The sequence below is a fragment of the Bradyrhizobium sp. AT1 genome, assembly GCF_001590795.1.
In the GTDB taxonomy this organism is placed as follows: Bacteria; Pseudomonadota; Alphaproteobacteria; order Rhizobiales; family Xanthobacteraceae; genus Bradyrhizobium.
In genome coordinates, this window is sequence record NZ_JXDL01000001.1 from 1,121,961 (window position 1) to 1,148,862 (window position 26,902).

Here is a 26,902-nt window from a genome sequence, read left to right on the forward strand (position 1 = left end):
CTGGACCGCCAACGATAACAAAGACAAATTGGGGGACGCGATGGTGGATGTGACGTCACAGATGTCGGTACAGACGGCCGCCGCGGCAAAGCCCTCGGCGCGGCGCTATTACGTGCTGGGACTGCTCACCATCATCTACGCGCTGAACTTCCTCGACCGCACCATCTTCAACGTGCTGATCGAGCCGATCAAGAAGGAGTTCGCGCTCAGCGACACCATGATGGGCCTGCTCGCGGGCTTCGGCTTTGCGCTGTTCTATTCCCTGCTCGGCATCCCCATCGCGCGCGCCGCCGACCGGCTCAACCGCCGTAACATCGTCGCGGCGGCCTTTGCGTTCTGGAGCGCGATGACGGCGCTATGCGGCGCGGCCACCAGCGTGACCTCGCTGGCGCTGGCCCGCATCGGCGTCGGCATCGGCGAATCCGCCGGCTCCCCCGCCTCGCAGTCGATCGTCGCCGATCTCTTTGCCAAGAACGAGCGCCCGCGCGCGCTCGGCATCTACGCCATCGGCACTTATCTCGGCGTCTTCCTCGGCTATTTCGTCGGCGGCTACGTCAACCAGCACTATGGCTGGCGGATGGCGTTCTATGTCGCCGGCCTGCCCGGCATCCTGCTCGCGGCTATCCTGTGGCTGACGATCTCCGAGCCGAAGCGCGGCGCGATGCAGGAAAGCTTCGTGCCCGAGCCGCTCGGGCCGACGCTGCGCTTTCTCGCCTCGCAGAAGAGCTTCCTCATCGTGCTGATCGGCTTCTGCCTGACCACCTACACGAACTACGCGACCGCGGCCTGGATCCCGCCATTCCTGGCGCGCGTGCATCATCTGTCGAGCGCCGAGATCGGCACCTATGCCGGCACCTTCAAGGGTCTCGCCGGCATGGCCGGCACCCTGCTCGGCGGCTTCGTGGTGGCGCAAATCGGCCGTCGCGACGACCGCTGGAAGCTGTGGGCACCCGCGATCACATCAGGGCTCGCCGGCCCGGTGTTCGCGCTGTGCATGCTGACGCAGGATTTTTCGATGATGGTCGCCATGCTGGCGCTGACCTCGTTCCTGGTGGGCTTCCATCTCGGCCCCATCTTCGCGATCGCGCAGACGGTGGCCAAGCCGAGCATGCGGGCGCTCGCCTCCGCGCTGATCGCGCTCACCGCCACCTGCTTCGGCCAGGGCGTCGGCCCGCTCGCGGTCGGCATGGTCAACGACGCGTTGAAAGGCAGCTATGGCGTCGAGGCCGTGCGCTATTCCCTGCTCTCGGCGGCGGTCACGACCACGGTCGGCGCCCTGCTCTTCATCTGGGCGGCGCGGTCGATCCGGGCCGATATCGAGAGGGCCGCGGCCTGAGACCTTATCCCCCGCAAGCCCGGCGAAACCGGACGGGCGTATGAATGAAACCATTTTGCGGAACCCGCGAAACCATCCGGAAACAGATGGTCCCTAAAAGATGAGCCCATAGACGGCGGCAAAGCCCGTCGGGAGGCTCAGATGAACCACTCCATTCACTCTGCTGATCGTGCGACCCACCTGAAGATCGTGGTGGTGGCGCTGGTGGCTGGCATCATGGTGGCCGGCTTCGGGATCGCAGCCCGCACCAATGCCGATTACAGCCAGACCGCCCAGTCGACCCACGTCATCAAGGCCGGCAAGCCGGTGGTGGTGACGAGCGCCGGGACCTCGGAGATTCGCTGACACGCCCCCCTTCCGGGCTGACCCATGGCCGCCTCCGGGCGGCCTTTTTCGTTTTCCAGAGCAATGCTTAAGCGGAGATGCACCGGCGAAGCGCAACGTCCTTGACTTCACCCAGCCCCGCCTTTAATTCCCCCCTCGTTCCGCGCGCATCGAGCGAACCACGCGGGAGTAGCTCAGTTGGTTAGAGCGCCGGCCTGTCACGCCGGAGGTCGCGGGTTCGAGCCCCGTCTCTCGCGCCATTTTGGCAATTCCTTCATAGTCTTAGCGAGATCTTCTCGACGCCGATCGCATCTGCGCCGACGATGGCCTGCGGCTGGACGGGAACTCTCGGCATAGTCAGCCTGCAGCCGAATCGTCTACGTCTTCCGGGGCTTAGAGGGATTCCCCACACGTTGCCGGCTTTTCGGGGCCTCCCTGTCATTGGACAATCGAGGAGGCCAGCTATGGGTAAGAAGGATTCGGCAAAAAAGGCAGCCGCTCCCGCCACCGTCACCCTCAAGCACCTCGCCGCCGATATCGCCGAGAGCCAGGACCTCTCCAAAAAGCACGCCGAAGCCGTCCTGACCGACATGGTCGATTTGATCGCCAAGCACCTGAAGAAGGGCGACCGCGTCCGCATCGTCGGGCTCGGCATCCTCCAGGTCCGCAAGCGTGCCGCCCGCACAGGCCGCAACCCCGCCACCGGCGAGCCGATCCACATCAAGGCCAGCAAGAAGGTCACCTTCCGCCCGGTCAAGGAACTCAAAGAGGCGATCTGAGGGTCAGCGTTCGATCGGCGCCGTTCCGGCCGCATCCCGGCCCGCTTTTTCTGATATACCGCCCGCTTCCCCTGACCCGGCGGTTTGACCAGAAATGTCCTCCCTCACCTTCTCGCATACCGTGACCGAACGCTTCCTGCGCTACGTCACCATCGACACCCAGTCCGATCCGGAATCCCCGCGCTCGCCTTCGACCGAGAAGCAGAAGGATCTCGGCCGCGTCCTCGCCGCCGAGCTGAAAGCCATGGGCGTCGCCGACGCGCATCTCGACGATTATGGTTACGTCTACGGCACCATCCCGGCCAACACCGACAAGAAGGTGCCGGTGATCTGCTTCTGCTCGCACATGGACACCTCTCCCGACGTCACCGGCAAGGACGTCAAGCCGCAACTGGTGAAGAACTATCGCGGCGGCGACATCACCCTGCCGGGCGACAGCAGCCAGGTGATCCGCTTCAATGAGCACCCTGCGCTGAAGAACCAGATCGGCAACGACATCATCACCACCGACGGCACCACGTTGCTCGGCGCCGACAACAAGGCCGGCGTCGCCGAGATCATGGATGCCGCGCATTTCTTCATCAACAATCCCGATGTGAAGCACGGCACCATCAAGATCCTGTTCACGCCCGACGAAGAGATCGGCCGCGGCGTCGACAATGTCGACCTGAAGAAGCTGGGCGCCGATTTCGGCTACACCATGGACGGCGAGAGCGCCGGCTGTGTCGAGGACGAGACCTTCTCGGCCGACGGCGCCACCATCACCATATCAGGCGTCAGCGCTCATCCCGGCTACGCCAAGGGCAAGATGGAGCACGCGATCAAGATCGCGGCCGCCATCGTCGAGCGGCTGCCGAAAGAAGGCTGCTCGCCGGAGACCACTTCGGGCAAGCAGGGTTTTCTGCATCCGATCGGCATCGAGGGCGCGCTGGAACAGGCAAGGCTGTCCTTCATCGTCCGCGACTTCACCGAGGAAGGGCTGAAGGAGAAGGAGGACCTGCTCGAGGGCATCGTCAAGGGCGTGATGAAGGACTATCCGCGCTCGACCTACAAGTTCGAGGTTCGCGAGCAGTATCGCAACATGAAGCAGGTGATTGACCGTCACCCGCACGTGCTCGAATACGCCATCGAGGCGATCCGCCGCGCCGGCCTGCGCCCGATGCGCACCGCGATCCGCGGCGGCACCGACGGCTCGCGCCTGTCCTTCATGGGCCTGCCCTGCCCCAACATCTTTGCCGGCGAGCACGCCTTTCACTCGCGGCTGGAATGGGTCAGCCGGCAGGACATGGAGAAGGCCGTGCAGACCATCGTGCATCTGGCGATGATCTGGGAAGAGAAGGCCTGAGCTTTCCTGCAGACGTTCGCCATGGCCTGGCCTGCGCCCGGCCATTTGTTTGGCGCCTACGGGACCGGCATTGCGCGCGGATTGCGATGGAAGCGATTTGAGCTCGCCATCCAGTTCGGCAATGGCGCGCCATCGCGATGCCGTCCGCCGGCGACAGCCGCAGCCCAGGCCACCGCGGCGCCGATCAGGGTCGCGGCTGCGACCGAGAAGGCCACGATGATGGAGTTGCGCCGCGCGCGGTTGATGGCGGTCTTGGAGTCCGCGATCAGCGCATCGACACGCCGTTCGGCGTCAGGGGCCTGCAGCCCCGTCAGACCGGCAACCTGCTGCACCAGATAGGCCCGGTCATCGGTGCTGACGCCGCTGTGGCTGGACGACGTCATCAGGATTCGTCCAGCTTCAGCACGCGCTTCCCTCAGATCGATGTTTGGCGCGCGGCGAGGCGCGCGGAACAGCTTGTCGAGCTCATAGCTCAGCAGAGGCTCGGCCGTGGAGGTATTGCTCGCCGAGCTCCGCATCGGCGAACGGTCGATCGCAGCCGCGCCGAGAAGTGCGAGCAGAGCTGCGCCAGCGAGCACGGCCAGCGCCCAGGCGGTCAGGCCATGCAGCCCGTCGCGCCGCTCGCCGTCGTCCTCGATCGTCGCCAGCGCGGGCGCCGGTCGCGTTGTCCTTCCTGCGATGTAGCCGCCGAAGCCGAAGCTGATGATCGCCTGGATGATCAGATAGAACCCGGAGAGCAGCGCCAGTGCCGCCGAGGCATCGCGCCAAGTCGGCGAGGCCGAACTGACACCGAGGCCGACTGCGACCCCGAAGCCGATCAGGATGAAAGACATGGCGCCAGCGGCGAGAGCGCCTGCGAACACAGAGCTCCACTGGATGGCCCGGCGTCCGTCGGCGGCCGTTACGCCGCCCTCCATCATGTCTTCCCTTACGAGCGTTTCCATTGCCGTCCTCTCAACGCAGGCCGAAGAACGACAGCACCGCCATGATCACGACGATCAAGCCGATCAGATAAATCAGTCCGTCCATGGTCCCATCCTCCTCAAGATGTTTCTGCTGGCTAATCAGAAAGGAGGAGGAACGTTCCTAAATTCGGCAAGGTTGCGGAACGAACCGGCCGGATGCGCATTGCTTGTGCGAGTCCAAAGGATGAAGATTGTGAGCACGAGGGCCTCAGCCGGTAAGCCGCGGCTGGGGCCCTTCCGCATTTGATGCGCCGCTCTCTCTCCCTGGCCTGTCCTATGTTAACGACGCCGACCGGGAGATCATCAAAGATGCAACCGGGCAGGAACCCTCCAGATCGGGAGCGGCGCGTGGATCGCAGAACGGCGTGCCTGCATCAGGCGGATGCTTTTCGGGAGAAGGCCCTCGCCGATCCCGAGCATCACGACCAGTGGATCGACGAAGCCATCAAATGGCTGGAGCGGGCGATGGAAGCGAGTTGCCGGCCCGCCATCGCCGTGAAAGCCGACGTTGGCAGCCACGTCGCGCGACCGACCCGCACGACTGACATCGAAACTATTGCCTCGCATCGAGCTGTCATCGTCCGCCAGTGAGAGGCGGCAGCACCGCTGCGGCAATTGTTCCAAGGACGTAACAATGTTGCGGGTCGACACTGTTCCTACCGTCATGCTAGGCCGGACATAGACCGCAACCAGAGTGACGTCGTGCCCGCGAACCGCCAGTCATCAGGAACCTGCCGTCCGGGCAATTGGCGCGGGCTGCTCTCCGTGCTGATCGCGGTTGTCTATCTGCTCGCGAGCGCGCTGCACGGCGCGCACGATATCGACGTCACCACGCCCGGCGGGGGCTCGGAGATCACTGCGGCCCTCGATAGCTCCCCGGGTCATAGCGACCACAAGGCCATCGGCGGGCATCATTGCCATGGCTGCTTCTCGGTCACGGTTGCGCAGCCCGCGCCATCGGCCGCATCTAGCGCGCTCGTGTCGGCAACGAGCCCGCAACCTGCGCCCCGGCTCGCCGGAATCATCCCCGATACCGACTCCCCGCCTCCCAAACATATTGCCTGAACGGATTGGTCGGGCGCCCCGCGCCCATTAGGTTCATCCTTCACAGGTCGGTTTCATGTTTTCCAGGGGAATGGCCGCGCGCATGGCGTGCGCGGCGGCGTGTCTGATTGCCGGATCGGTGTTTGAACCGTCTCACGCCCAGACTTTGACGATGCGGAGCGCGTTGACGCGCGCGCTGGCCGCGAGCCCGCGGCTGACGGCGGCGGAACGCGACGTCGGCATCGCCACGGGCCAGCGCATCCAGGCGGGCGCCCTGCTCAATCCGGAACTGACTTATGAGCAGGACGATTCATTCGGCTCCGGCAAATATCGCGGGACCCGATCGGCCGAGACCACGCTGCAGATCAGCCAGGCTTTCGAGCTGTTCGGCAAGCGCGACGCGCGGATCGCGGCCGGCGCTGCCGGCGTCGAGGTCGCAGCGATCCAGCGCAAGGCCGTCAGGCTCGAGGTGCTGTCGGAGACCGCAATCGCCTTCCTCAGCGTGCTCGGCGCGCAGCGCCGCATCCAGATCCTCGACGAGCAGATCGCCGCCATCGACCGCCTGACGCCGCTCTTGCGCCGCCGCGTCGAGGCCGGCGCCTCCTCGCCGGCCGAGACCGGCCGCGCCGAGGTCGCCTCCGCCCTGGTGAAGGCCGACCGCGAGCGCTTCAAGGCAAGTCTGGCCAGTGCCCGGCGCGAGCTTGCGGTGCTGATGGGCGACCCCAACGCGAAATTCGGCGAGGTCTCCGGCCGGCTCGACACCATGGGCAAGCCGCCGACGTTCCAGTCGGTCATCGCCGCCATCGACGCCAATCCCCAGCTGGTGCGCTGGACCGCGGTCTTTGCCCAGCGCAATGCCGAACTGCTGCTGGCGCGGCTCAAACCCTATCCGGACGTTCGGATCGCGGCCGGCTGGCGTCACTTCAATGAGACCAATGACGATGCGGTGCGGCTCTCCCTCTCGGTGCCGATCCCCGTGTTCGACCAGAACAAGGGCAACATCCTGTCGGCGCAGGAAAGCCTCGCCAAGACCAAGGCCGAGCGCGAGGCCAACCGCAACACGCTGATCGTGATCGCCGGCCGCGCCTACGACTCGCTGCAGGGCTCGCTGCGCGAGCTCGCAGTGCTGCGTGAGACTGCCATCCCCAAGGCCGTCGAGGCCTCCGAGGCGATCGCCCAAGGCTACGGCCAGGGCCGCTTCACCCTGCTCGAGGTGCTCGACGCCCAGGCCAGCGTCACCCAGGCGCGGCTGCGCGAGCAGGAGGCGCTGCAGAACTTCCATGCCGGCGTCGCGACCATCGAAGGCCTCGTCGGCAATCCCTTCACGCTGGCGCGGGAGAGCGCGCGATGAGAACCGCCTCGACCATCCTCGTTGCCATCGTCGCCGCGGCGCTCGGCGCCTACGGCTATTCCCTGCTCGCTCCCGGCAAGCATGCCCCTGACGAGCACGCAGAGCATTCCGAGCCGAAGAAACCGAACGACCATGTCGAGCAGGACGAGCACGGCGCCGACCGCATCCGCATTTCCGACGTCAAGCTGGCGGCCGCGGGCGTGGTGCTCGCGGAGGCTGCGAGCGCGACACTGACAGACACGCTCGCCTTCAACGGCATCCTGCGCGCCAATCAGGAAGCTGTGGTGCAGGTGACGCCGCGTTTCCCGGGCCTTGCGAAATCCATCCAGAAGCGCATCGGCGACAAGGTCGCCAAGGACGATCTGCTCGCCGCGATCGAGAGCAACCAGAGCCTCACCGTCTACGAACTCAAGGCGCCGATTGCCGGCACCATCATCGAGCGGCAGATCTCGCTCGGCGAATATGCCTCCGAGCAGAAGCCGGCCTTCGTCGTCGCCGACCTCTCCACCATCTGGGTCGACCTGTCGATCTACCGGCAGGATCTCAGGCGCGTTCGCCTCAATGACGAGGTGCTGATCGATCCCGACGACGGCCGCGGCGAAATCAAAGGTACGATCTCCTACATGGCGCCGATCGGCTCGAGCGAGACCCAGACTGCATTGGCGCGCGTGGTGCTGCAAAACCCGGACGGGCGGCTGCGGCCCGGCCTGTTCGTCACCGCGCGGCTGATCCTCGCCGCGCGCAACGTCGCCGTCGCCGTGCGCCGAAGCGCGATCCAGACGCTGGAGAACAGGACCATCGTGTTCGTCCGCGAGGATGGCGACAAGATCGAGGCACGTCCGGTGGAGCTTGGCGATTCCGATCCGCGCCATGTCGAGATCAAGGCGGGCCTGTCCGCCGGCGAGCATTACGTCGCCGAGAACAGTTTTGTCGTGAAGGCAGAGATGGGCAAGGGCGAGGCCGAACATGATTGAGCGCCTCATCGCCGCCTCGCTTGCGCAGCGCTGGCTGGTCCTGCTGCTTGCGCTCGGCACTGTTGCGTTCGGGGCCTGGAATTTCCAGCGCCTGCCGATCGACGCGGTGCCTGACATCACCAACATCCAGGTCCAGATCAACACCCGCGCGCCCGGCTATTCGCCGCTGGAGACCGAGCAGCGCATCACCTTCCCGGTCGAGACCGCGATGGGCGGCCTGCCGAAACTCGACTATACCCGCTCGCTGTCGCGCTACGGCCTCAGCCAGGTGACGGTCGTCTTCAAGGACGGCACCGACATCTTCTTCGCCCGCCAGCTCGTCGGCGAACGCATCCAGCAGGTCAAGGACCAGCTGCCTGTTGGCGTCGAGGTCGCGATGGGCCCGGTCTCGACCGGACTCGGCGAGATCTTCATGTACACCGTCGAGGCCAAGCCGGGCGCCAAGACGGGCGCGAAGGCGCAAGGCGGCCACGATTATTCACTCACCGATCTGCGGACCGTGCAAGACTGGATCATCAAGCCGCAGCTTCGCAACGTGCCCGGCGTGATCGAGATCAACACCATCGGCGGCTTCGAGCGCCAATTCCACGTGCTGCCCGATCCCGGCAAGCTGATGGCCTATAAGCTCGGCTTTCGCGACGTGATGACGGCGCTCGCCGCCAACAACGCCAATGTCGGCGCCGGCTATATCGAGCGCAATGGGGAGCAATACCTTGTTCGCTCCCCGGGCCAAGTCGGCAATATCAGCGAGATCCAGGACGTCGTGATCGGTTCGCGCGGCGGCAATCCCGTCAGGATCAGGGATGTCGCAACCGTCACAGAGGGGCGCGATCTTCGCACCGGAGCCGCGACGCGCAACGGCGAGGAAACCGTGCTCGGCACCGCCATGCTGTTGATCGGCGAGAACAGCCGAACCGTGGCGCGCCGCGTCGCCGCCCGTCTGGACGAGATCGCCAAATCGCTGCCCGAAGGCGTCGTGACGCGGACCGTCTACGACCGCACGGATCTCGTCGAAGCCACCATCCGCACCGTCAAGAACAACCTCCTCGAAGGCGCGGCGCTGGTGGTCGCCGTGCTGTTCCTGATCCTCGGCAACATCCGCGCGGCGCTGGTGGTGGCCTGCGTCATTCCGCTGTCCATGGCGATGACGATATCAGGCATGGTCGAGACCAAGGTCAGCGCGAACCTGATGAGCCTCGGCGCCATCGACTTCGGCATCATCGTCGACGGTGCCGTGATCATCGTCGAAAATTGCCTGCGCATGCTGGCCGCGGCCCAGAGCGAGAAAGGCGGGCTGCTGACCACATCCGAGCGGCTGCGCGCGATCCTGCGCGGATCGAGCGAGGTGATCAAGCCGAGCCTGTTCGGAACGCTGATCATCGCGGTGGTTTATCTGCCCGTGCTGACACTGACCGGCGTCGAGGGCAAGATGTTCACGCCGATGGCGCTGACCGTGCTGATGGCGCTCGGCGCCGCCGTCCTGTTTTCCATCACCTTCGTGCCGGCGGCCGTCGCCATCTTCGTCACCGGCAAGGTGTCCGAGCACGAAAACCTGTTCATGCGGATGGCAAAGCGCGTCTATCTCCCCCTGCTCCGCTTTGCCATCGACAACCGGGGCGCGGTCGCCATCATGGCCACGCTCATCGTGATCGCAAGCGGCATTGCGGCCTCGCGGATGGGCGGCGAATTCATTCCGAGCCTGGATGAAGGCGACGTCGCGCTGGCCTCGATCCGGATTCCCGGCACCAGCCTCACGCAATCGCTCGACCTGCAGAAGGCGCTGGAAAAGCGCATCATGCAGATTCCGGAGGTGAAGGAGTTCTTCACCCGCATCGGCACCGCGGAGATCGCGACCGATCCGATGTCGCCAGCGCAGACCGACGGCTACATCATGCTGAAGCCGCGCGCCGAATGGCCCGACCCGGGCAAAACGAAATCGGAGGTGATCGAGGCCATCGACAAGGCCGCCGACGACATTCCCGGCAGCGCGTACGAACTCTCCCAGCCGATCCAGTTCCGCGTCAACGAGCTGATCTCGGGGGTGCGCAGCGATGTCGGCGTCAAGATCTTCGGCGACGACCTCGACATCCTGCAGGGCGCCGCCAAGCAGGTGGAGGCCGCGATCCGCGGCATCCGCGGCGCCAGCGACGTCAAGATCGAGCAGGTCGCAGGCCTGCCGATCCTCACCGTCCGCCTCGATCGCCAGGCGCTCGCCCGCTACGGCCTCAGCGTCAGCGAGGTGCAGGGCATCGTCGAGATCGCGGTCGGCGGCAAGTCGGCCGGCAAGCTGTTCGAGGGCGACCGCCGCTTCGACATCGTGGTCCGCCTGCCCGAGCATCTGCGCGGCGACCTCGAGGCGATCCGGGCCATCCCGATCCCGCTGCCGCCCGGCGAGGAGGCCGGCTCCGGCACGGCTATTCGAACCGCGCTGGCCGCCTCGCCCCTCACCCAGATGCGCTATGTACCGCTGTCCTCGGTTGCGACCGTCGATGCGACGCCCGGCCCGAACCAGATCAGCCGCGAGAACGGCAAGCGGCGCATCGTCGTCACCGCCAATGTCCGCGCACGCGATCTCGGCTCCTTCGTATCCGAGGCCGAGGCAGCGGTCGCGGAGAAGGTCAAGCTGCCGCCGGGCTATTGGATCGGTTGGGGCGGCCAGTTCGAGCAGCTGGTCTCCGCGACCAAGCGGCTGACGATCGTGGTGCCGGTGGCGCTGCTGCTGGTGTTCCTGCTGCTGTTCATGGGGATGGGATCGGTGGCGGATGCGGCGCTGGTGTTCTCCGGCGTGCCGCTGGCGCTGACCGGCGGAGTCGCGGCGCTGTTGTTGCGCGACATTCCGCTCTCCATCAGCGCCGGCGTCGGCTTCATCGCGCTGTCGGGCGTCGCCGTGCTCAACGGCCTCGTCATCATCGCCTTCATCGAGCGGCTGCGCAGCGAGGGGCGCCCGCTCGTGGAGGCCGTGCGCGAAGGCGCGCTGACGCGGCTGCGGCCGGTGCTGATGACGGCGCTGGTCGCCTCGCTCGGCTTCGTGCCGATGGCGCTCGCCACCGGCGCCGGCGCCGAGGTGCAGCGGCCGCTGGCGACCGTGGTGATCGGCGGCATCGTCTCCTCGACAGTGCTGACGCTGCTGGTGCTGCCGGCACTCTACGTGCTGTTCCGGCGTGACGCGGCAACCGAAACGCCTACAATGGCGCCTGATTTGGCGGCTTCCGGGGAGCGCTAGAATTGGGCAGCCACGACCATCACGGTCATCACCACCACGATCACGGCGATCACGGTCATGGCCATGGTCACGACCACACACATGGTCATGTCCATGCGCCCGCCAATTTCGGCAAGGCGTTCGCGATCGGGATCACGCTCAACACCGCGCTGGTCGTGGCCGAAGCGGTGTACGGTTATCTCGGCAATTCCACCGCCCTGCTCGCCGACGCCGGCCATAACCTCTCCGATGTGCTCGGCCTGGTCGTCGCCTGGGGCGCCTCGATCGCGGCGCGGCGCGCGCCCAGCGGTCGCTTCACCTACGGTTTTCGCGCCTCCACCATTCTTGCGGCGCTAGCCAACGCGGTGTTCCTGCTGGTCGCGACCGGCGCGATCGGCTGGGAAGCGATCCTGCGCCTGCGCGAGCCGGAGCCGGTCGCAGGCCTCACCGTCATGGTGGTCGCCGGCATCGGCATCCTCATCAACGGCTTCACTGCCTTGCTGTTTGCAGGCGGGCGCAAGGACGACATCAACATTGAAGGCGCGTATCTGCACATGGCGGCCGATGCTGCGGTCTCGCTCGGCGTCGTGGTGTCGGCCGCGTTGATCATCTGGACCGGCTGGCTCTGGCTCGACCCCGTCACCAGCCTCGTCATCTGCGCCACCATCCTCTGGAGCACCACCAACCTCTTGCGCGGCTCCATCGACATGTCGATGGCCGCAGCGCCCAGGGGCACCGACCTCGCCGCGATCAGGGTGTTTTTATTGGCGCGTCCCGGCGTCTCGGCGATTCACGATCTCCACGTCTGGCCGATCTCGACCACCGAGACGGCGCTGACCTGCCACCTCGTCATGCCCGCCGGCACCGCCGATGCTTTCCTGATGGAGACGGCGCAGCTCCTGAAAACATCATTCCGCATCGGCCACACCACGCTTCAGGTCGAGACCCATCCGGACAATGGCTGCGCGCTGGCGCCGGATGACGTGGTGTGAGCGCGCTTACGCTTGGCCCCCGCCGGCCCGACCGGTCTTGGCCCTCAACCAATCGAACAGGAGACTTCCCAGCATCGCGCTCGCGCCGGCGAGGAAGGGAATGGCGTAATACGCGTAGCGATTGAGCCCATAAATGAGGAAGGTCGGAACTGCGGCGCTCACCAGCGCCAGCATGATCATCAAGGCCCCGCCGGCAACGAGCCCGCCGGAGGGCCGCCGAATCCAGCCCGCATGGCGCGCGGGGACGCCGATCAGAAGCACGAGGGCAAGAAAGAGCGTCGCCGAGGACAGCCACCAGATCGCGCCCGGGACATCGTCATATTCGGTCGACACCAGCAACCCGCAGCACAGCGGGACGAGTTCCGAGTTCGGCGCATAGCCGCGCGCAAACACCCGGTTGAGGGTGAGCTGAAGCTGATCCGCGGACAGCAGCCGCGACAGCGGCCACCAGGGTTTGTAATACTCGCTTATCAACTGTCCGGGCTTGAGCCCGGTCGGGCTGCCGAAGAACGGAAACCTGTCGCGGTTCATGAAGTACTCGTAGCCCTGCGGATTGGGCGTCCGTCGCGCCACCGAATTTGCGTCGAACAGCAGGAAGTACATCTCACGGAGAAAATGCCTGGTGAGGTGTCGATAGAGCGTCGACGGGGTCGTGAGTGTCTCGATGAAGATGTCGCGAACGACCCTCTCGATATCCGCATCGCCGTCGCCCGGCTTCGCCAGGCGGTGTATCGCGCCGAACGGCCATTGATAGACCTCGACGTCGGGCCACCCTTGAGATGTGTCCGCAGCCCTCATCTGCTCGACGAACGGCCGCGCCTGCGCCTTGCGGTCGAGATGAACGCCGTGTTCGAAATCGCCGGAATAGCCGACCACGAAGGCCATCACGGCCAGAATCTCGTTGCCGGCGGCGCGCTTGCCGATCACGGCATTGATCGCCGCCGGCGTCACAGAGACGACTGATGCGAGCAATCCCGCAAGCGCGAGCACGCCGAGCCGGCGCAGAAGGCCTGCATCCAGCACCACCGCCAGCCACAACAGAATGACGGCCGCCTGTCCTATCGCCGCCGATCGGCAGACCAACAGGGCACCGAGCGTCAAACCCACCGCCGCCGCAGCAGGCAACGCCGGCCACTTCCTCAATGTGGCGCCCGCGGCGATGAAGGCCGCGAGACTGACCAGGAAGTTGGAGATCGTCTCCGCGCCAATGGTGTTGTCGTAGTGGACGATGCGGCCGTGCAACGCCGCCAGACAAAAGGCCACGAGCGCGAAGAAACGCGGCGCGCCGGCAAAACGCACGATTGCCGCGACGAAAAGCGCGGTGCCGACGCTCATCAGGTGCTGTGCGATGACGAAGACGAGGATGTGCGGGCCGAACAGCTTCGACAGCAGCGCGAGGAAGACGGCCAACCCATACGGCCGCTTCATCACGTCGTCGACATATTGGCCCCTGAGGATGGATTCCGTCTGTATGATATAGGCCGCACTGTCTTCGTGGATGAAATGATCCGGCCAGGCCGCCAGGAACGCGAGGTGGACCATCAGGGCGAGGCCGATCGCGCCAGCCCAGACCCAGAACCACGCGACAGAGTTCACCCGCCCGGGCCATGCAGACCAAAAGCCGGAGCGCTGGCGTGGTCCTCGATCCATTTGCATGCCGGCCATCGATATGTCCGCTAGGTCGTCACGCCGGAACTGGGCGCACCTGCGACGACGCCGGTCTTCGAGCGCCGCGCCAGCCAACGCGCCGCCCAACGATTGATCGGGCGTTCAAACAGGATCCAGGACGCCGACGCAACCGCGATGACGAGCACGAGCAGACTCCAGCGCCAGATCTCGCCATTCGCCTTGTCCAAGTGCCTCGAAACCGCCAGCCACGGCAAGAACATGACCGCCGGCCAGTGCCACACATAAATGCCATAGGAGATGTCGCCAAGCCTGACCAGCAGGCGCGGCGCGGCGGGCAACAGCGCCAAGCCGGCAACGGCCAGGCCGCACGCCATGGAGGTCGACCATATCGTCAGTCGCGAGCCGTATGCGTACGTGCCGACCGCGAGCGCCAGAAACCCCAGACTGGAGCTCCAGCGCGGCGAGAGCCGTGCAACCATCATATAGGCGAACACGCCCGCGGCGAAGTCCGCGTAGTGGCCATCAAGGAAACGCGCGATGATCGGCGGCTGAGGCTCGATCGCTCTGCCGATCCAGGTGGCGGCAATGCACCAGACGAGCAGCAGCCGGACTCCGCCGAGCGGGATGAGCACCGCGGAGACGAGGTAGAAAATCACTTCGTACTCGAGCGTCCAGCCGACCGCGTTCATCGGCGCGGACTGCGGAACGATCAAGAACGACCGTATTACCCGTCCCAGCTCGATCTCGTGAGGCGCCTCGCCGATGCTGCGGCTGAAGAAAACGATCATGACCAGCGTGGCCAGCGCGTTGAGGGGGTAGATGCGAAAGAAGCGCTTGGCGAGGAAACTGAAGGGCGTGTAGCCCGGCGCCGTCGAGATGTAGCAGACGATGAAACCGGAAATGGCGAAGAAGAGGTCGACACCGTCGGCCCCGCGATCCGCCAGAAATTTCCAAGTGACCAGCTGCGACTTGTCGAAATAGACCAGCGCGAGATGCGTGTGAAAGTAAAAGACTGCCAGGGCAGCGACCGCGCGCCCGAGCTGCACGCCCGGCAGCCGACCATGAAGTTGAGCGTCTCCCATCCCGTCCACACCTAGCAGCGCATCCCGTGGTGTGCAACGCCACGCGGCTCAGCTGGTTCGCTCGCGAACAGTTCGGATGAGGCACAACTAGGCCCCCTTCGCGGTCACGATCCAGATCGCGCCCTGCAGCGCCACGCTCTGCCCCTTCAATAACGGCGCCAGCATCTCGCGGATCGAGGCTCTTGCGGCAGCATAGGTCTCCGGCGGGTGGCCCTGCAGCGCGCGGCTGGCGGGGCCGATCTGGAGGGCACCGTCGACCGCCGCGTCGAGGCCGTCGCCGATCGCGACGTCCATCGCCAGATTGTGCGGCTCCATGGCGACATCCGCAAAGCCCGCTCCCTTCAGGATGCGCGTCACACGCTCTTCCGAGGCGAAGGCGAACGGGCCCGGCTCCTCCGGCCCGACCGGCGGCATTTTCGGCACGTGCTTGTAGACCGCCATCAGCGGCGCCATCATCCACGGGTTCTCCTTCGGCTCGCGCCAGCAGGCGAAGGCGAGCCGCCCGGTCGGCTTCAGCGCGCGGCGAAGGTTGGTGAAGGACGCAACGGGATCGGCAAAGAACATCACGCCGAAGCGCGAGGTCAGCAGATCGAAGCTGGCCGGCTCGAACGGATGCACCGTCGCATCCGCCTGCACGAAATCGAGCGGCAGGCCCTTTGGCGCAAACGCGCGCGCCTGTGACAGCATCGGCTCCGACACATCGAGGCCGAGCGCGAAGCCATCGGGCGCCACCGCCCTGGCGAAGGCGAACGTCGTCGCGCCTGAGCCGCAGCCGACATCGAGAACGCGCTCGCCCGGCTTTGGCTTGGCGCGATCGATCAGCATCTCGGCAATCGGTCCGAGCAGGCTCTCCTGCGCCGCATGGCGATCAGCCCAGCGCTGGCCGCTCGGGCCGTTCCAATAGGCGATCTGGTCGGCGTTTTGTTCGTGGCCGCTTGGCTGTTGCATCGGGTTCCTCAGTCACTTTTCCCCAGCGGTGATAACACGTCGGAAGCCGATCGAGCGGTCAAATGGGCTGGATCTTCGCTCTTGCGGCCCCTTGCTCCTCCCCCCGCCGGAGCGCTAAAGAGGGCGCCGAGGGGCGGTTAGCTCAGCTGGTTAGAGCATCTCGTTTACACCGAGAGGGTCCGCGGTTCGAATCCGTGACCGCCCACCAGCCTTCGCTCGCTTCGCGAGCTACGGCTCGGCAGGCCAGCCCTTCCTCAATCCCCCGGCCTGCCCGGCAGTAGCGGCACCGCATCGATCCAGACCGCCGCGGACTGACACCAGATCTGCCGCACAGGCCGCAGCTTGTCACGCTGGCGGATGGAGCCCCAGCGGACGCCCCAATCGTCGGCCTGGTCGCCCTCGCCGCTGGTGAACAGTGGGGAACCGCAATCGGCGCAGAAGTGCTGGAAGCGCATCCGGCCGTTGTCGCCGCGCTTGCCGTAGATTTTTGGCGTGCCGGCGGTCAGGCGGACATCGGCCTTGGTGCAGACGGCCGTCACCCGGAACGGCGAGCCCGTCAGGGTCTGGCAATCGGTGCAGTGGCAGACCGACACGGCCTCGGGATCGACTTCGGCTTCATAGGTGATCTTGCCGCAATGGCATTGCCCGTCGATCTGCATCGCCCTCTCCCCTTGGCCGCAAAACAAAAACGGCGCCCGAAGGCGCCGTTTTATCATCTTTCGCGATGGCCTAGTGAGCGGTCAGGCCGCCGGCGGCTTCGTCGCCGTCCGGCTTCACCGTCACCTTGGTGTCCTCTTCCCAGACGATCGGCACCGGCTTCTTCACCAGCGCCTTGGCGACGACGTCGTCGAGGCGGGAGACCGGGATGATCTCCATGCCGCCCTTGATCGCATCGGAAATCTCCGTGAGATCCTTGGCGTTGTCCTCGGGGATCAGCACCGTCTTGATGCCGCCGCGGGCCGCAGCCAGCAGCTTCTCCTTCAGGCCGCCGATCGGCAGCACGCGGCCGCGCAGCGTGATCTCGCCGGTCATCGCGACATCGTGGCGGACCGGGATGCCGGTCATCACCGAGATGATCGCGGTGGCCATGGCGACGCCCGCGGACGGACCGTCCTTCGGCGTCGCGCCTTCCGGTACGTGCACGTGGATGTCGCGGCGGTCGAACATCGGCGGCTCGATGCCGTAGTTGATCGCACGCGAGCGGACGTAGGACGCCGCAGCCGAGATCGACTCCTTCATCACGTCGCGCAGATTGCCCGTGACCGTCATCTTGCCCTTGCCGGGCATCATGACGCCTTCGATGGTCAGCAGCTCGCCGCCGACATCGGTCCAGGCAAGGCCGGTGACGATGCCGACCTGCGGCTCGCTCTCGATCTCGCCGAAGCGGTACTTCGGCACGCCGAGCAGCTCTTCCAGAGTCTTCTCGGTGACCTTGACCGACTTCTTCTTGGAGATCATCAGCTCCTTCACCGCCTTGCGGGCGAGTGTGGAGAGCTCACGCTCCAGGTTACGCACGCCCGCTTCGCGGGTGTAGCGGCGGATCAGAAGCAGCAGCGCGTCGTCGTCGATCGAGAACTCCTTGGAGTCCAGGCCGTGCTTGGACACCGCGTTCGGGATCAGGTGCTTGCGCGCGATCTCGACCTTCTCGTTCTCGGTGTAACCCGCGATCCGGATGATCTCCATGCGGTCCATCAGCGGGCCGGGAATATTGAGCGTATTCGCGGTCGTGATGAACATCACGTTGGACAGATCGTAGTCGACCTCGAGATAGTGGTCGTTGAAGGTGCCGTTCTGCTCGGGGTCGAGCACCTCGAGCAGAGCCGACGACGGATCGCCGCGGAAATCGGCGCCCATCTTGTCGATCTCGTCCAGCAGGAACAGCGGGTTGGACGACTTGGCCTTGCGCATCGACTGGATGATCTTGCCGGGCATCGAGCCGATATAGGTGCGGCGGTGACCGCGGATCTCGGCCTCGTCGCGCACGCCGCCGAGCGAGACGCGCACGAATTCGCGCCCCGTCGCCTTCGCGATCGACTTGCCGAGCGAGGTCTTGCCGACGCCGGGAGGACCGACGAGGCACAGGATCGGGCCCGTCAGCTTGTTGGCGCGCGACTGCACCGCGAGATACTCGACGATGCGCTCCTTGACCTTCTCCAGCCCGTAGTGATCGGAATCCAGAATGGCTTGCGCCTGCTCCAGGTCCTTCTTCACCTTGGACTTCTTGTTCCACGGGATCGACAGCAGCCAATCCAGATAGTTGCGCACGACGGTCGCCTCCGCGGACATCGGCGACATCTGGCGCAGCTTCTTCAATTCATGCTGCGCCTTCTCGCGCGCTTCCTTGGAGAGCTTGGTCTTGGAGATCTTCTCTTCGAGATCGGCGAGCTCGTCGCGACCGTCGTCGTCGCCGAGTTCCTTCTGGATCGCCTTCATCTGCTCGTTGAGATAATACTCGCGCTGGGTCTTCTCCATCTGGCGCTTGACGCGCGAGCGAATGCGCTTCTCGACCTGCAGCACCGAGATCTCGCTCTCCATCAGGCCCAGCACCTTCTCCAGGCGCGTGGTGACCGACAGCGTCTCCAGGATGCCCTGGCGATCGGCGATCTTGACGGCGAGATGCGAGGCGACGGTGTCGGCGAGCTTGGCGAAATCGGTGATCGCCTGCACGACACCGACGACCTCGGCAGAGATCTTCTTGTTGAGCTTCACATAGCTCTCGAAGTCGGACACGACCGAGCGCGCCAGCGCTTCCGCCTCGACCGACTTCGCATCGGTGTCGGCGAGCGCGATGGCGGTCGCTTCGTAATAGTCGGCGCGATCGGTGTACTTCTGCACGCGCGCACGCTCGAGCCCTTCGACCAGCACCTTCACGGTGCCGTCGGGGAGCTTCAAGAGCTGCAGCACGCTGGCGAGCGTACCCGTCTCGTAAATGGCGTCGGGCGCCGGATCATCGTCGGACGCGTTCTTCTGCGTCGCGAGCATGATCAGCGCGTCGTTCTTCATCACCTCTTCGAGCGCGCGGATGGACTTCTCGCGGCCGACGAAGAGCGGAACGATCATGTGCGGGAAGACGACGATGTCGCGCAGCGGCAGCACGGGATAAGCGTGCGTTTCGCCATGGACGATGGTTGGCCGCGGTTTTGGATTAGTCATGGCCTTTTCCTTTTGCTTTGCCCCCTTGCACGCAGCCCGCCGTCGTCATGCGCAACCGCCACAAGGTGCCGAGGTGATCCGAGAAACCGGCCTACCAATCGAAGGTTGGACCGGGCTTGCCGGATCGGAACTGAGGCGAATCTTGAAGAGAATTTTCGCTCGCCGCCGACATTAGGTGGCTATCGACCCGGGGGGTGTCAAGTCATTGAAAAACGCGCGCCATCAGGCGCTTACGCAACGCGGTAAGCGACGCAACACCGGCTGCGGAGATACTCGTCCGCAGCCCGACTTGAAGGTAAGATTGGAGCGTTCCAGCGCCGTCAGATCAGGCGCTGGCGTTCTCGACGGCGCGATCGGACCGATCGGCGTAGATGTAGAGCGGACGCGCCGTGCCTTCCACGACTTCGCGGGAAATCACGACTTCTTCCACACCTTCCAGGCCCGGCAGGTCGAACATGGTCTCGAGCAGGATCGCTTCCAGGATCGAACGCAGACCACGCGCGCCGGTCTTGCGCTCGATCGCCTTGCGGGCGACCGCGCCAAGCGCCTCGTCGGCGAAGGTCAGCTCGATGTTCTCCATCTCGAACAGCCGCTGGTACTGTTTCACCAGCGCGTTCTTCGGCTCCGTCAGGATCTTCTTCAGCGAGGTCTCGTCGAGGTCCTCGAGCGTCGCCACGACAGGCAGACGGCCGACGAATTCGGGGATGAGGCCGTACTTCAGGAGATCCTCAGGCTCGACGTGACGGAAGATCTCGCCGGTCCGGCGATCTTCCGGCGCCATCACCTGGGCGGCGAAACCGATCGAGGTCGACCGTCCGCGTGCCGAGATGATCTTCTCGAGCCCGGCGAACGCACCGCCGCAGATGAACAGGATGTTGGTGGTGTCCACCTGCAGGAATTCCTGCTGGGGATGCTTGCGGCCGCCCTGCGGCGGGACCGAAGCCACCGTGCCTTCCATGATCTTCAGCAGGGCCTGCTGCACGCCCTCGCCCGACACGTCGCGCGTGATCGAGGGATTGTCGGACTTGCGACTGATCTTGTCGATTTCGTCGATGTAGACGATGCCGCGCTGGGCGCGCTCGACATTGTAGTCGGCGGCCTGGAGCAGCTTCAGGATGATGTTCTCGACGTCCTCACCGACATAGCCGGCCTCGGTCAGCGTCGTCGCATCGGCCATGGTAAACGGCACGTCCAGGATGCGGGCGAGCGTCTGCGCGAGCAGCGTCTTGCCCGAGCCGGTCGGACCGATCAGCAGGATGTTCGACTTCGCGAGTTCGACGTCGTTGTGCTTGGTCTGGTGGTTGAGGCGCTTGTAGTGGTTGTGCACCGCGACCGACAGGACCTTCTTGGCATGGCTCTGGCCGATCACGTAGTCGTCCAGGACCTTGCAGATTTCCTTCGGCGTCGGAATGCCGTCGCGCGACTTGACCAGCGAGGATTTGTTCTCCTCGCGGATGATGTCCATGCAGAGCTCGACGCACTCGTCGCAGATGAAGACCGTGGGACCCGCGATCAGTTTGCGGACTTCGTGCTGGCTCTTGCCGCAGAACGAGCAATATAGCGTGTTCTTGGAGTCGCTCGTGCCGACCTTACTCATTCATGTCTCCGTCCGCGGTTCGATCCCGTTCCGCTCGATCGCTCCATTCCGACACGATGGCCGGCATGAAGCTTAAGTAGAGCAAATTCCGTACCAAAAAAGACCCTACGCATTACATCCCGTGCGAATCACGGTCGCTCGATTCTCCGCGATCATAGCCGATCATTCGTAGCCAACCATGCTGTCACCCGACTATCAAGAATTCGCTAATCGGGGGTCGCCGGCTACCCGTGACAATACCGTGATTTCCGGTCTTGGCACGGGCGAAGTGACCGAAATCACCACCGCGTTGCTGGATTGCCACGAAAAACAAGCACGAAAGCGGAACTTTCTGCCTGCTGCAGGGCGCAAAACTGCGTTTTGCAAGGCGCGCACGCGTCCATAGCGTGAACGCCACCTGATAAGTCACCGGCGGTCCCAAGGGCTTGCCGAGGGATCGCCGTCCATCCCAGTAGTGTTACTGGGTCTTCGCCGCTGCCGGCTCCTCGGCGCGCTTGTCGATGACCTTGTCGACCAGGCCGAACTCCTTGGCGTCGTTCGCGGTCAGGAACTTGTCGCGCTCCAGCGCGTCCTCGATCGCCTTGTAGGTCTGGCCGGTGTGCTTGACGTAGATCTCGTTGAGCCGCTTCTTCAGGTTCAGGATTTCCTGGGCGTGCAGCATGATGTCGGTGGCCTGGCCCTGGAAGCCGCCGGAGGGCTGGTGCACCATGATGCGCGCGTTCGGCAGCGAGAAGCGCATGTCTTTCTCGCCGGCGGCGAGCAGCAGCGAGCCCATCGAGGCGGCCTGCCCCGTGCACAGCGTCGAGACCGGCGGGCGGATGAACTGCATGGTGTCGTAGATCGCAAGCCCCGACGTCACCACGCCGCCCGGCGAGTTGATGTACATCGAGATTTCCTTCTTCGGATTTTCCGCCTCGAGGAACAAGAGCTGGGCGACGACCAGCGTCGACATACCATCCTCGACCGGCCCGGTCAGGAAGATGATGCGTTCCTTCAGGAGGCGCGAGAAGATGTCGTAGGCGCGCTCGCCACGGTTGGTCTGCTCGACCACCATGGGCACGAGGTTCATGTAGGTTTCAACCGGATCGCGCATGAGTCACCTAGGGTTTTCGGAGACGGACATCGCCGGGCAGGCTGGCCAGTTTGGCTGGATTTGCCGGAAGGGCGAATGGACGTCCTGTGATGCAGGAACTTGGGTAAGAAGCAGAAGGCGTACCGACAGATATAGCCCAATTCGCTTCTGACAAGTGCGGAGCGCATTAAGGCTTAATCCGTCGGGCAGTTGAAGCTGATTCGCACAAAGAGGCCCAGCCGGCCATCTGGCTAGCTGGGCCTCTTTGCCGATCATCCTTAATAGACGACTTCGTCAAACCCTTCAGGCCGCGGTCTTTTCCGCATCGTCGTCCTTGTAGAGGTCCTCGCGCGAGACCTTCTTCTCGGTCACTTTGGCGAGCTCGAGGATGAAGTCGACGACCTTGTCCTCATAGATCGGTGCGCGAAGCTGGGCCAGCGCCTGGGCGTTGCTGCGGTAATAGTCCCAGACTTCCTTCTCGCGGCCGGGCATCGAGCGCGCGCGCTCGATCACAGCGCGGCCGACCTCGTCGTCGGTCACGGTGATCTTGTTCTTCTCGCCGATCTCGGAGAGCACGAGGCCGAGCCGCACGCGGCGGTCGGCGATCTTGCGGTACTCTTCCTTGGCCTTGTCCTCGGTGGTGTCCTCGTCGGCGAAGGTCTTGCCGGCGGAATCCATCTCGGCCTTGACCGAGTTCCACATCAGATTGAACTCTTCATCGACCAGCGAGGGCGGCGCCTCGAAGCGGTGCGCTTCGTCGAGGCGGTCGAGCAGCGCGCGCTTGACGCGCTGGCGCGTCGCGCCGGCAAACTCGGCAACCAGGCGCTCGCGCGCGGCTTCCTTCAGCTTGTCCAGCGATTCGAGGCCGAGCGTCTTGGCGAACTCGTCGTCGATCGCGAGATCCTGCGGCGCCTCGATCAGCGTCGCGGTGGTCTCGAACTCGGCGGGCTGGCCGGCGAGCTTCTCGTTCATGTAGTTCTTCGGGAACGACACTTTCAGCGTGCGCGTCTCGCCCGCGCCGATGCCGATCAGTTGCTCCTCGAAGCCGGGAATGAAGGTGTTGGAGCCGATGGCGACCTGGATGCCCTCGCCGGTGCCGCCCTCGAAGACCTCGCCGTTGATGCTGCCCTTGAAGTTGATGGTGACGCGGTCACCCGAGGCGGCCTTGGCGCCCTCGCCCTTGTCGGCAAAGGTACGGTTGGTATCGGCGATGCGCTTGATGGCCTCATCGACGTCGGCGTCGGTGACGTCGGCGACGGGCTTCTCGACTTCGAAGGTCTTGAAGTCGGCGAGCGCAATCGCGGGAACCACCTCGATCGCGACCGTGTAGGTCAGATCGGTCTTGCCGCTGAGGAGCTCCTCGACCTCGGCCTGCTCGCTCGGCATGGTGATCTTCGGCTCGGTCGCAAGGCGGAAGCCGCGCTCGGAGAACAGCTGCGTGTTGGTGTCGCGGATGGTCTGGTCGATGGTCTCGGCCATCACCGAGCGGCCGTAGACCTTCTTCAGGTGAGCGACCGGCACCTTGCCGGGACGGAAGCCGTTGATGCGGACCTTGTCCTTGAGGTCAACGAGCTTGGCACCGGCCTTGGCGTCGAGATCCGACGCAGGGACGCTGATCTTGAACTCGTGCTTCAAACCTTCCGAGAGGGTCTCTGTGACCTGCATGGCGTCCAATCTTCTTCTCTTCGGTCCCGGCGCGCATGCGTCGGGACGCTGTCATTAATCGATCCGGCGCGAGGCAAACGCCTCAACGCCGGTGCTTCAATCGGACCGGCTCCCGGCGGACAAACATCCGCGCGAAAGCAGGTCTCGTAATCCGTGCAAACGCGATAAGCGCTTGGTGCGGGCGGAGGGACTCGAACCCCCACAACTTTCGTCACTGGAACCTAAATCCAGCGCGTCTACCAGTTCCGCCACGCCCGCGTGAAGTTGCATCAAGACCGGCCGCGATGCCGCGGGCGGCCGGGCTTATAACATGCGCCTGACTGTTCGCAGCAAAAAAATGGCCCGATGGCGGCAGGCTTCAAGTAGGCGCTGCGGCTGGACTTATCCAGCGCGGCGTGGTCCGGATCGAGGCATGAAATCTGGGATATTCCACCCGACCAGACGCGAGCTTTTGGCCGGGCTTGGCGCCTCGGCGGCCGGGCTGATCGCGGCAGGCGCGGGCCCGCCGGTGACGGCCCAGCTCGCCCTTCAGGCCAGGCCGGCGACGCTGGCTTTGAGGCCGGGCCAGCCGCCTACACCAATCTGGGAGCTGGCCGCCGTAAGCCATGTGCGTGACGTCCGTCTCAAGCGCGGTGACCGCTGCGAGCTGGTGTTTCGGAACGATCTGCCTGTGCCGCTTGCGCCAGTCTGGTACGGCCTGAGCGGCGGGGCACCGGCCGACCCGCTCCGGGGGCGCGCGCCTGCGCCGCCCAACGCGGTTGAAACATCAATTATTTCAATACTCAACGCAGGGACCCTGCTGGCCGACTTCCGCCTGTTCGAGGATGGCTTGAAGCAACCGGCGCGCCCGCTCCCGATCATCGCTGCCGAAACCGCCGGGGTCGCGGTCGATCGTGACGAGGTGCTGCTGATCGAGGAATGGCGTCTGCGCCCCGACGGCACCGCGATCCCGCCGGGCCAGGAGGCGAAGGACGCGACGCCGCTCTATACGATCAACGGGCAGAGTTCATTCGAACTCTCAGCCGCAGTTGGGGAGCGGTTGCGCCTGCGCTTTATCAACGGCTCCCAACGTACTGTTCTGGCAATCAAATTGGAAAGCCATGACGTCCGCGTCATGGCGCTGGACGGCCAGCCGGCCGAACCGTTTTCGGCGCGCAATGGCGCCCTGGTGCTGGCGCCCGGTGGCCGTGCCGACGCCTTCGTGGATGCGGCCACATCGGCCGCATTGCTGCTGCATGACGGCAAGGCCTCCCGGCAGGTCGGCAGCTTGAAGATATCCGGCCAGCTGGAGCGGCGCGTGCCCCTGTTGCCGGCGCAGCCGCTGCCTCCGAACGACCTGCCCGAGAAGCTCGACCTGAGAGGCGCCCTGCGGTTCGATGTCGCGCTCGGCGCAACAGAGGCCGGCTGGGTACGGCCGGCAGGCTTCTCGACCGCCTCAGCGCCCGCCTTCCGCGCCAGGCCCGGCCGCACCGTCGTGCTGGCCCTCAAAAACGCTGCTCCCGCAACAACCGTGTTCCACCTGCACGGCCAACCCTTCCGCCTGCTCGACAAGCTCGATGACGGCTGGAAGCCCTACTGGCTCGACACGCTCGCGATCGAGCCCGGCCAGACCCAGCGCATCGCCTTCGCCGCGGCCTCTCCCGGACGCTGGCTGCTCGAATCCGTCGCCACAGACTGGGCCGCGCCGCGGCTGGTGCGCTGGTACGGGGTGGAGTGATACACGCAGCTAGACGTGCGGCTTGGCCGTAAGCTCGATTCCCAGCGCCTTCATCACCGCGATCGTCGTCTTGAGCGTCGGATTGCCGTTGGTGCTGAACGAGCGATAGAGTTGCTCGCGTGACAGGCCGGTATCCTTGGCGATCTGCGTCATGCCTTTGGCACGGGCGACGACGCCAAGCGCATGTGCGATATAGGCCGCATCCTCCGTCTTGAACGCCTCCTCCATGAAGACGGCAATCGCCTCGTCGGACTGAAGGTCCTCGGCCGGATCATAAGTCGTCAGCTTCTCGGCCATGTCATTTGCTCCACATGGCGGCAAGGCTTTGCCGCCTTGATGTCTTTCGCCTGCGTGCTCTTATCGCCACCGCACAGCAACACGATGATCGTATTGCCCCGCTTCTGAAAATAGACGCGGTAGCCGGGCCCATAATGGATACGCAATTCGCTTATTCCATCGCCTACGGGCTCGACGTCTCCGGGGTGTCCCTAAGCCAACCGATCCAGGCGCGAGGAAATCAACGCTCTGGCTCGCTGATCCCGGAGACGCGATCGCCACTTTCGAAACGTCTCGGTTTGCTTGAGCTCAACCACGTGTAGTTTTTAAACTACTATCGACCGCGGATCAAGTGGCCCACGGGTCCAGAGGTAGCGGACGTCGGGCTCCCGCTCCTCGTTCCTCGCCCCTTCGGTTTGCTCCACCTGCACGAACCCACGCGCCTCGTAGAAGCGCCGCGCCGGCGTATTGCGCTGGAAGGTCCAGAGCTCCAGCCGTTCGCCGGCGTCCTTCGCGATGTCGAGGAGCTCGGTGCCGGCACCGCGGCCCTGGACTGTAGGGAGCACGTAGAGCTGCTCAATCCACCCCTCGCGGAACGCGATGATCCCGATCAGTTCGCCACCGTCGAAGCGGCCCCACACTTGGCACGTCAGGAACACACGCTCGCGGTAGAACCAGCGGTCCTCATCCGGCGTGTGCAGCCCGGCGAGCCATGGCATCGCGAAGTCGAACGCAATCCGATGGATCTGCGCCGCCGCGTCCATATCGGCGAGCGCGAGCTGCCGAAGCACTAGTACTCCACCCCCAGCGCGTCGTAGATCCGGCGGTGCACCGCGGGCAGCGTCTCGGTGAGGTCTTCCGCGATCAGGCCCGGCCCCGCCTCGCGCGCCGCCTCGCCGTGCATCCACACGCCGATGCTGGCGGCTTCGAAGGCCGGCACGCCCTGCGCCAGCAGGCCTGCGATAATCCCGGACAAGACATCGCCGGCACCGGCGGTGGCGAGCCAGGGCGGCGCGTTGGCGGCGATGGTGGCGCGGCCGTCGGGGGCCGCGATCGTGGTGTCCGGCCCCTTCAGCAGCACGACGGCACCGCAACGCTCGGCGGCGGTGCGCACGCGCTCGAGCTTGGAACGGCCCGGGAACTTGTTGCTGAGATCGGAGAACAGGCGCGGAAACTCGCCCTCGTGCGGGGTCAGCACCACCGCCTTGTCACCTGAGGACTTGATCGATTCGAACAGCCGCTCGGGCCTGGCGGCAAAGCTCGTGAGCGCATCGGCATCGAGCACCAGATGCCGCTGCGCGCCCAGCGCGGTGTGGACGAGATCGCAGGTGCGCTCACCGACGCCCGCGCCGGGGCCGATGATGCAGGTGCCGTAGCGCTTGTCGCCGAGCAGCTCGCCGAACTCGACCGCGGTATCGACGGGCCGAACCATCACCGCCGTCAGCGCGCCC

23 protein-coding genes, 3 tRNA genes and 1 pseudogene are annotated in these 26,902 nt (G+C 65.0%); 13 read left to right on the top strand and 14 right to left on the bottom strand.

What is annotated here, in order from left to right:
• Positions 1–40 precede the first annotated feature (40 nt).
• The 5 genes from SE92_RS05245 to pepT all read left to right on the top strand — a co-directional run bounded on the left by SE92_RS05245 (position 41) and on the right by pepT (position 3,784).
• Positions 41–1,336, top strand: a complete 1,296-nt coding sequence (locus SE92_RS05245; RefSeq protein WP_063194781.1) for a spinster family MFS transporter — start codon at positions 41–43, stop codon at positions 1,334–1,336.
• Positions 1,337–1,477: 141 nt separating this feature from the next.
• Positions 1,478–1,681: a hypothetical protein gene (locus SE92_RS05250; RefSeq protein WP_063194782.1), complete on the top strand. Its 204-nt coding sequence runs from the start codon at positions 1,478–1,480 to the stop codon at positions 1,679–1,681.
• A gap of 162 nt (positions 1,682–1,843) precedes the next feature.
• Positions 1,844–1,920: transfer RNA gene (locus SE92_RS05255), tRNA-Asp, on the top strand.
• Positions 1,921–2,124: 204 nt separating this feature from the next.
• Entirely contained in the window at positions 2,125–2,439 is a 315-nt protein-coding gene (locus tag SE92_RS05260) for an HU family DNA-binding protein (RefSeq protein ID WP_063194783.1), read from the top strand.
• Between the two features lie 94 nt (positions 2,440–2,533).
• Positions 2,534–3,784, top strand: a complete 1,251-nt coding sequence (gene pepT, locus SE92_RS05265) for a peptidase T (RefSeq protein ID WP_063194784.1) — start codon at positions 2,534–2,536, stop codon at positions 3,782–3,784.
• Positions 3,785–3,840: 56 nt separating this feature from the next.
• Here the strand turns inward: pepT and SE92_RS05270 are convergent, their stop codons facing one another.
• Positions 3,841–4,728 (bottom strand): hypothetical protein, encoded by an 888-nt coding sequence (locus SE92_RS05270; RefSeq protein ID WP_063194785.1) that lies wholly within the window; start codon positions 4,726–4,728, stop codon positions 3,841–3,843.
• Between the two features lie 330 nt (positions 4,729–5,058).
• Between SE92_RS05270 and SE92_RS05275 the strand changes: the two genes are divergently transcribed.
• The 6 genes from SE92_RS05275 (at position 5,059) to SE92_RS05300 (ending at position 12,312) form a co-directional block, all read left to right on the top strand.
• The gene (locus tag SE92_RS05275) at positions 5,059–5,340 is read left to right on the top strand and encodes a hypothetical protein (protein WP_063194786.1); all 282 of its coding nucleotides are present in this window, start codon (positions 5,059–5,061) and stop codon (positions 5,338–5,340) included.
• 111 nt (positions 5,341–5,451) lie between these two features.
• Complete coding sequence (locus SE92_RS05280; RefSeq protein WP_063194787.1) at positions 5,452–5,814, top strand: hypothetical protein; 363 nt, start codon at positions 5,452–5,454, stop codon at positions 5,812–5,814.
• 55 nt (positions 5,815–5,869) lie between these two features.
• The gene (ihpA, locus tag SE92_RS05285) at positions 5,870–7,144 is read left to right on the top strand and encodes a divalent metal ion exporter subunit IhpA (protein WP_063194788.1); all 1,275 of its coding nucleotides are present in this window, start codon (positions 5,870–5,872) and stop codon (positions 7,142–7,144) included.
• Positions 7,141–8,118 (top strand): divalent metal ion exporter adaptor subunit IhpB, encoded by a 978-nt coding sequence (gene ihpB, locus SE92_RS05290; protein WP_063194789.1) that lies wholly within the window; start codon positions 7,141–7,143, stop codon positions 8,116–8,118. Before ihpA ends, ihpB begins: the two co-directional genes overlap by 4 nt.
• Positions 8,111–11,341, top strand: coding sequence for an efflux RND transporter permease subunit (locus SE92_RS05295; protein WP_063194790.1), 3,231 nt, complete (start codon positions 8,111–8,113; stop codon positions 11,339–11,341). Before ihpB ends, SE92_RS05295 begins: the two co-directional genes overlap by 8 nt.
• Before the next feature lie 2 nt (positions 11,342–11,343).
• Entirely contained in the window at positions 11,344–12,312 is a 969-nt protein-coding gene (locus tag SE92_RS05300; protein ID WP_063194791.1) for a cation diffusion facilitator family transporter, read from the top strand.
• Positions 12,313–12,318: 6 nt separating this feature from the next.
• Here SE92_RS05300 and SE92_RS05305 read toward each other — a convergent pair whose 3' ends face one another.
• From SE92_RS05305 to SE92_RS05315, 3 genes are all read right to left on the bottom strand, one after another.
• Positions 12,319–13,908: a hypothetical protein gene (locus SE92_RS05305; protein ID WP_063194792.1), complete on the bottom strand. Its 1,590-nt coding sequence runs from the start codon at positions 13,906–13,908 to the stop codon at positions 12,319–12,321.
• A gap of 80 nt (positions 13,909–13,988) precedes the next feature.
• Complete coding sequence (locus SE92_RS05310) at positions 13,989–15,023, bottom strand: acyltransferase family protein (protein ID WP_084251757.1); 1,035 nt, start codon at positions 15,021–15,023, stop codon at positions 13,989–13,991.
• Positions 15,024–15,110: 87 nt separating this feature from the next.
• Positions 15,111–15,971, bottom strand: coding sequence for a class I SAM-dependent methyltransferase (locus tag SE92_RS05315; protein WP_063194794.1), 861 nt, complete (start codon positions 15,969–15,971; stop codon positions 15,111–15,113).
• Positions 15,972–16,102: 131 nt separating this feature from the next.
• Here SE92_RS05315 and SE92_RS05320 point away from each other — a divergent pair.
• Positions 16,103–16,179, top strand: a tRNA-Val gene (locus SE92_RS05320).
• Positions 16,180–16,225: 46 nt separating this feature from the next.
• Here the strand turns inward: SE92_RS05320 and SE92_RS05325 are convergent.
• The 6 genes from SE92_RS05325 to SE92_RS05350 form a co-directional block, all read right to left on the bottom strand.
• Entirely contained in the window at positions 16,226–16,630 is a 405-nt protein-coding gene (locus SE92_RS05325; protein WP_063194795.1) for a GFA family protein, read from the bottom strand.
• Between the two features lie 70 nt (positions 16,631–16,700).
• The gene (gene lon, locus SE92_RS05330) at positions 16,701–19,124 is read right to left on the bottom strand and encodes an endopeptidase La (protein WP_063194796.1); all 2,424 of its coding nucleotides are present in this window, start codon (positions 19,122–19,124) and stop codon (positions 16,701–16,703) included.
• Positions 19,125–19,449: 325 nt separating this feature from the next.
• Positions 19,450–20,721: an ATP-dependent Clp protease ATP-binding subunit ClpX gene (gene clpX, locus SE92_RS05335; protein WP_018320118.1), complete on the bottom strand. Its 1,272-nt coding sequence runs from the start codon at positions 20,719–20,721 to the stop codon at positions 19,450–19,452.
• Positions 20,722–21,178: 457 nt separating this feature from the next.
• Positions 21,179–21,814: an ATP-dependent Clp protease proteolytic subunit gene (locus tag SE92_RS05340; RefSeq protein ID WP_063194797.1), complete on the bottom strand. Its 636-nt coding sequence runs from the start codon at positions 21,812–21,814 to the stop codon at positions 21,179–21,181.
• Between the two features lie 282 nt (positions 21,815–22,096).
• On the bottom strand, positions 22,097–23,458 hold the full coding sequence (gene tig / locus SE92_RS05345) for a trigger factor (RefSeq protein WP_063194798.1): 1,362 nt from the start codon (positions 23,456–23,458) through the stop codon (positions 22,097–22,099).
• Between the two features lie 173 nt (positions 23,459–23,631).
• Positions 23,632–23,716, bottom strand: a tRNA-Leu gene (locus tag SE92_RS05350).
• A 154-nt stretch (positions 23,717–23,870) separates the two neighbouring features.
• Here SE92_RS05350 and SE92_RS05355 point away from each other — a divergent pair.
• Positions 23,871–25,175: a multicopper oxidase domain-containing protein gene (locus SE92_RS05355; protein ID WP_063194799.1), complete on the top strand. Its 1,305-nt coding sequence runs from the start codon at positions 23,871–23,873 to the stop codon at positions 25,173–25,175.
• 9 nt (positions 25,176–25,184) lie between these two features.
• On the opposite strand, the gene SE92_RS05360 is transcribed toward SE92_RS05355, so the two are convergent.
• The 4 genes and pseudogenes from SE92_RS05360 to SE92_RS05375 all read right to left on the bottom strand — a co-directional run.
• On the bottom strand, positions 25,185–25,472 hold the full coding sequence (locus tag SE92_RS05360) for an addiction module antidote protein (RefSeq protein ID WP_063194800.1): 288 nt from the start codon (positions 25,470–25,472) through the stop codon (positions 25,185–25,187).
• 1 nt (position 25,473) lies between these two features.
• A pseudogene (locus SE92_RS34805) lies at positions 25,474–25,768 on the bottom strand (type II toxin-antitoxin system RelE/ParE family toxin).
• Between the two features lie 9 nt (positions 25,769–25,777).
• A complete protein-coding gene (locus tag SE92_RS05370) occupies positions 25,778–26,242 on the bottom strand; it encodes a GNAT family N-acetyltransferase (RefSeq protein ID WP_063194802.1) in 465 nt (154 codons plus the stop codon).
• On the bottom strand, positions 26,242–26,902 hold a 661-nt coding region (locus SE92_RS05375), incomplete at its 5' end, for an ADP-dependent NAD(P)H-hydrate dehydratase (protein ID WP_198172563.1). The genes SE92_RS05375 and SE92_RS05370, both read right to left, overlap by 1 nt.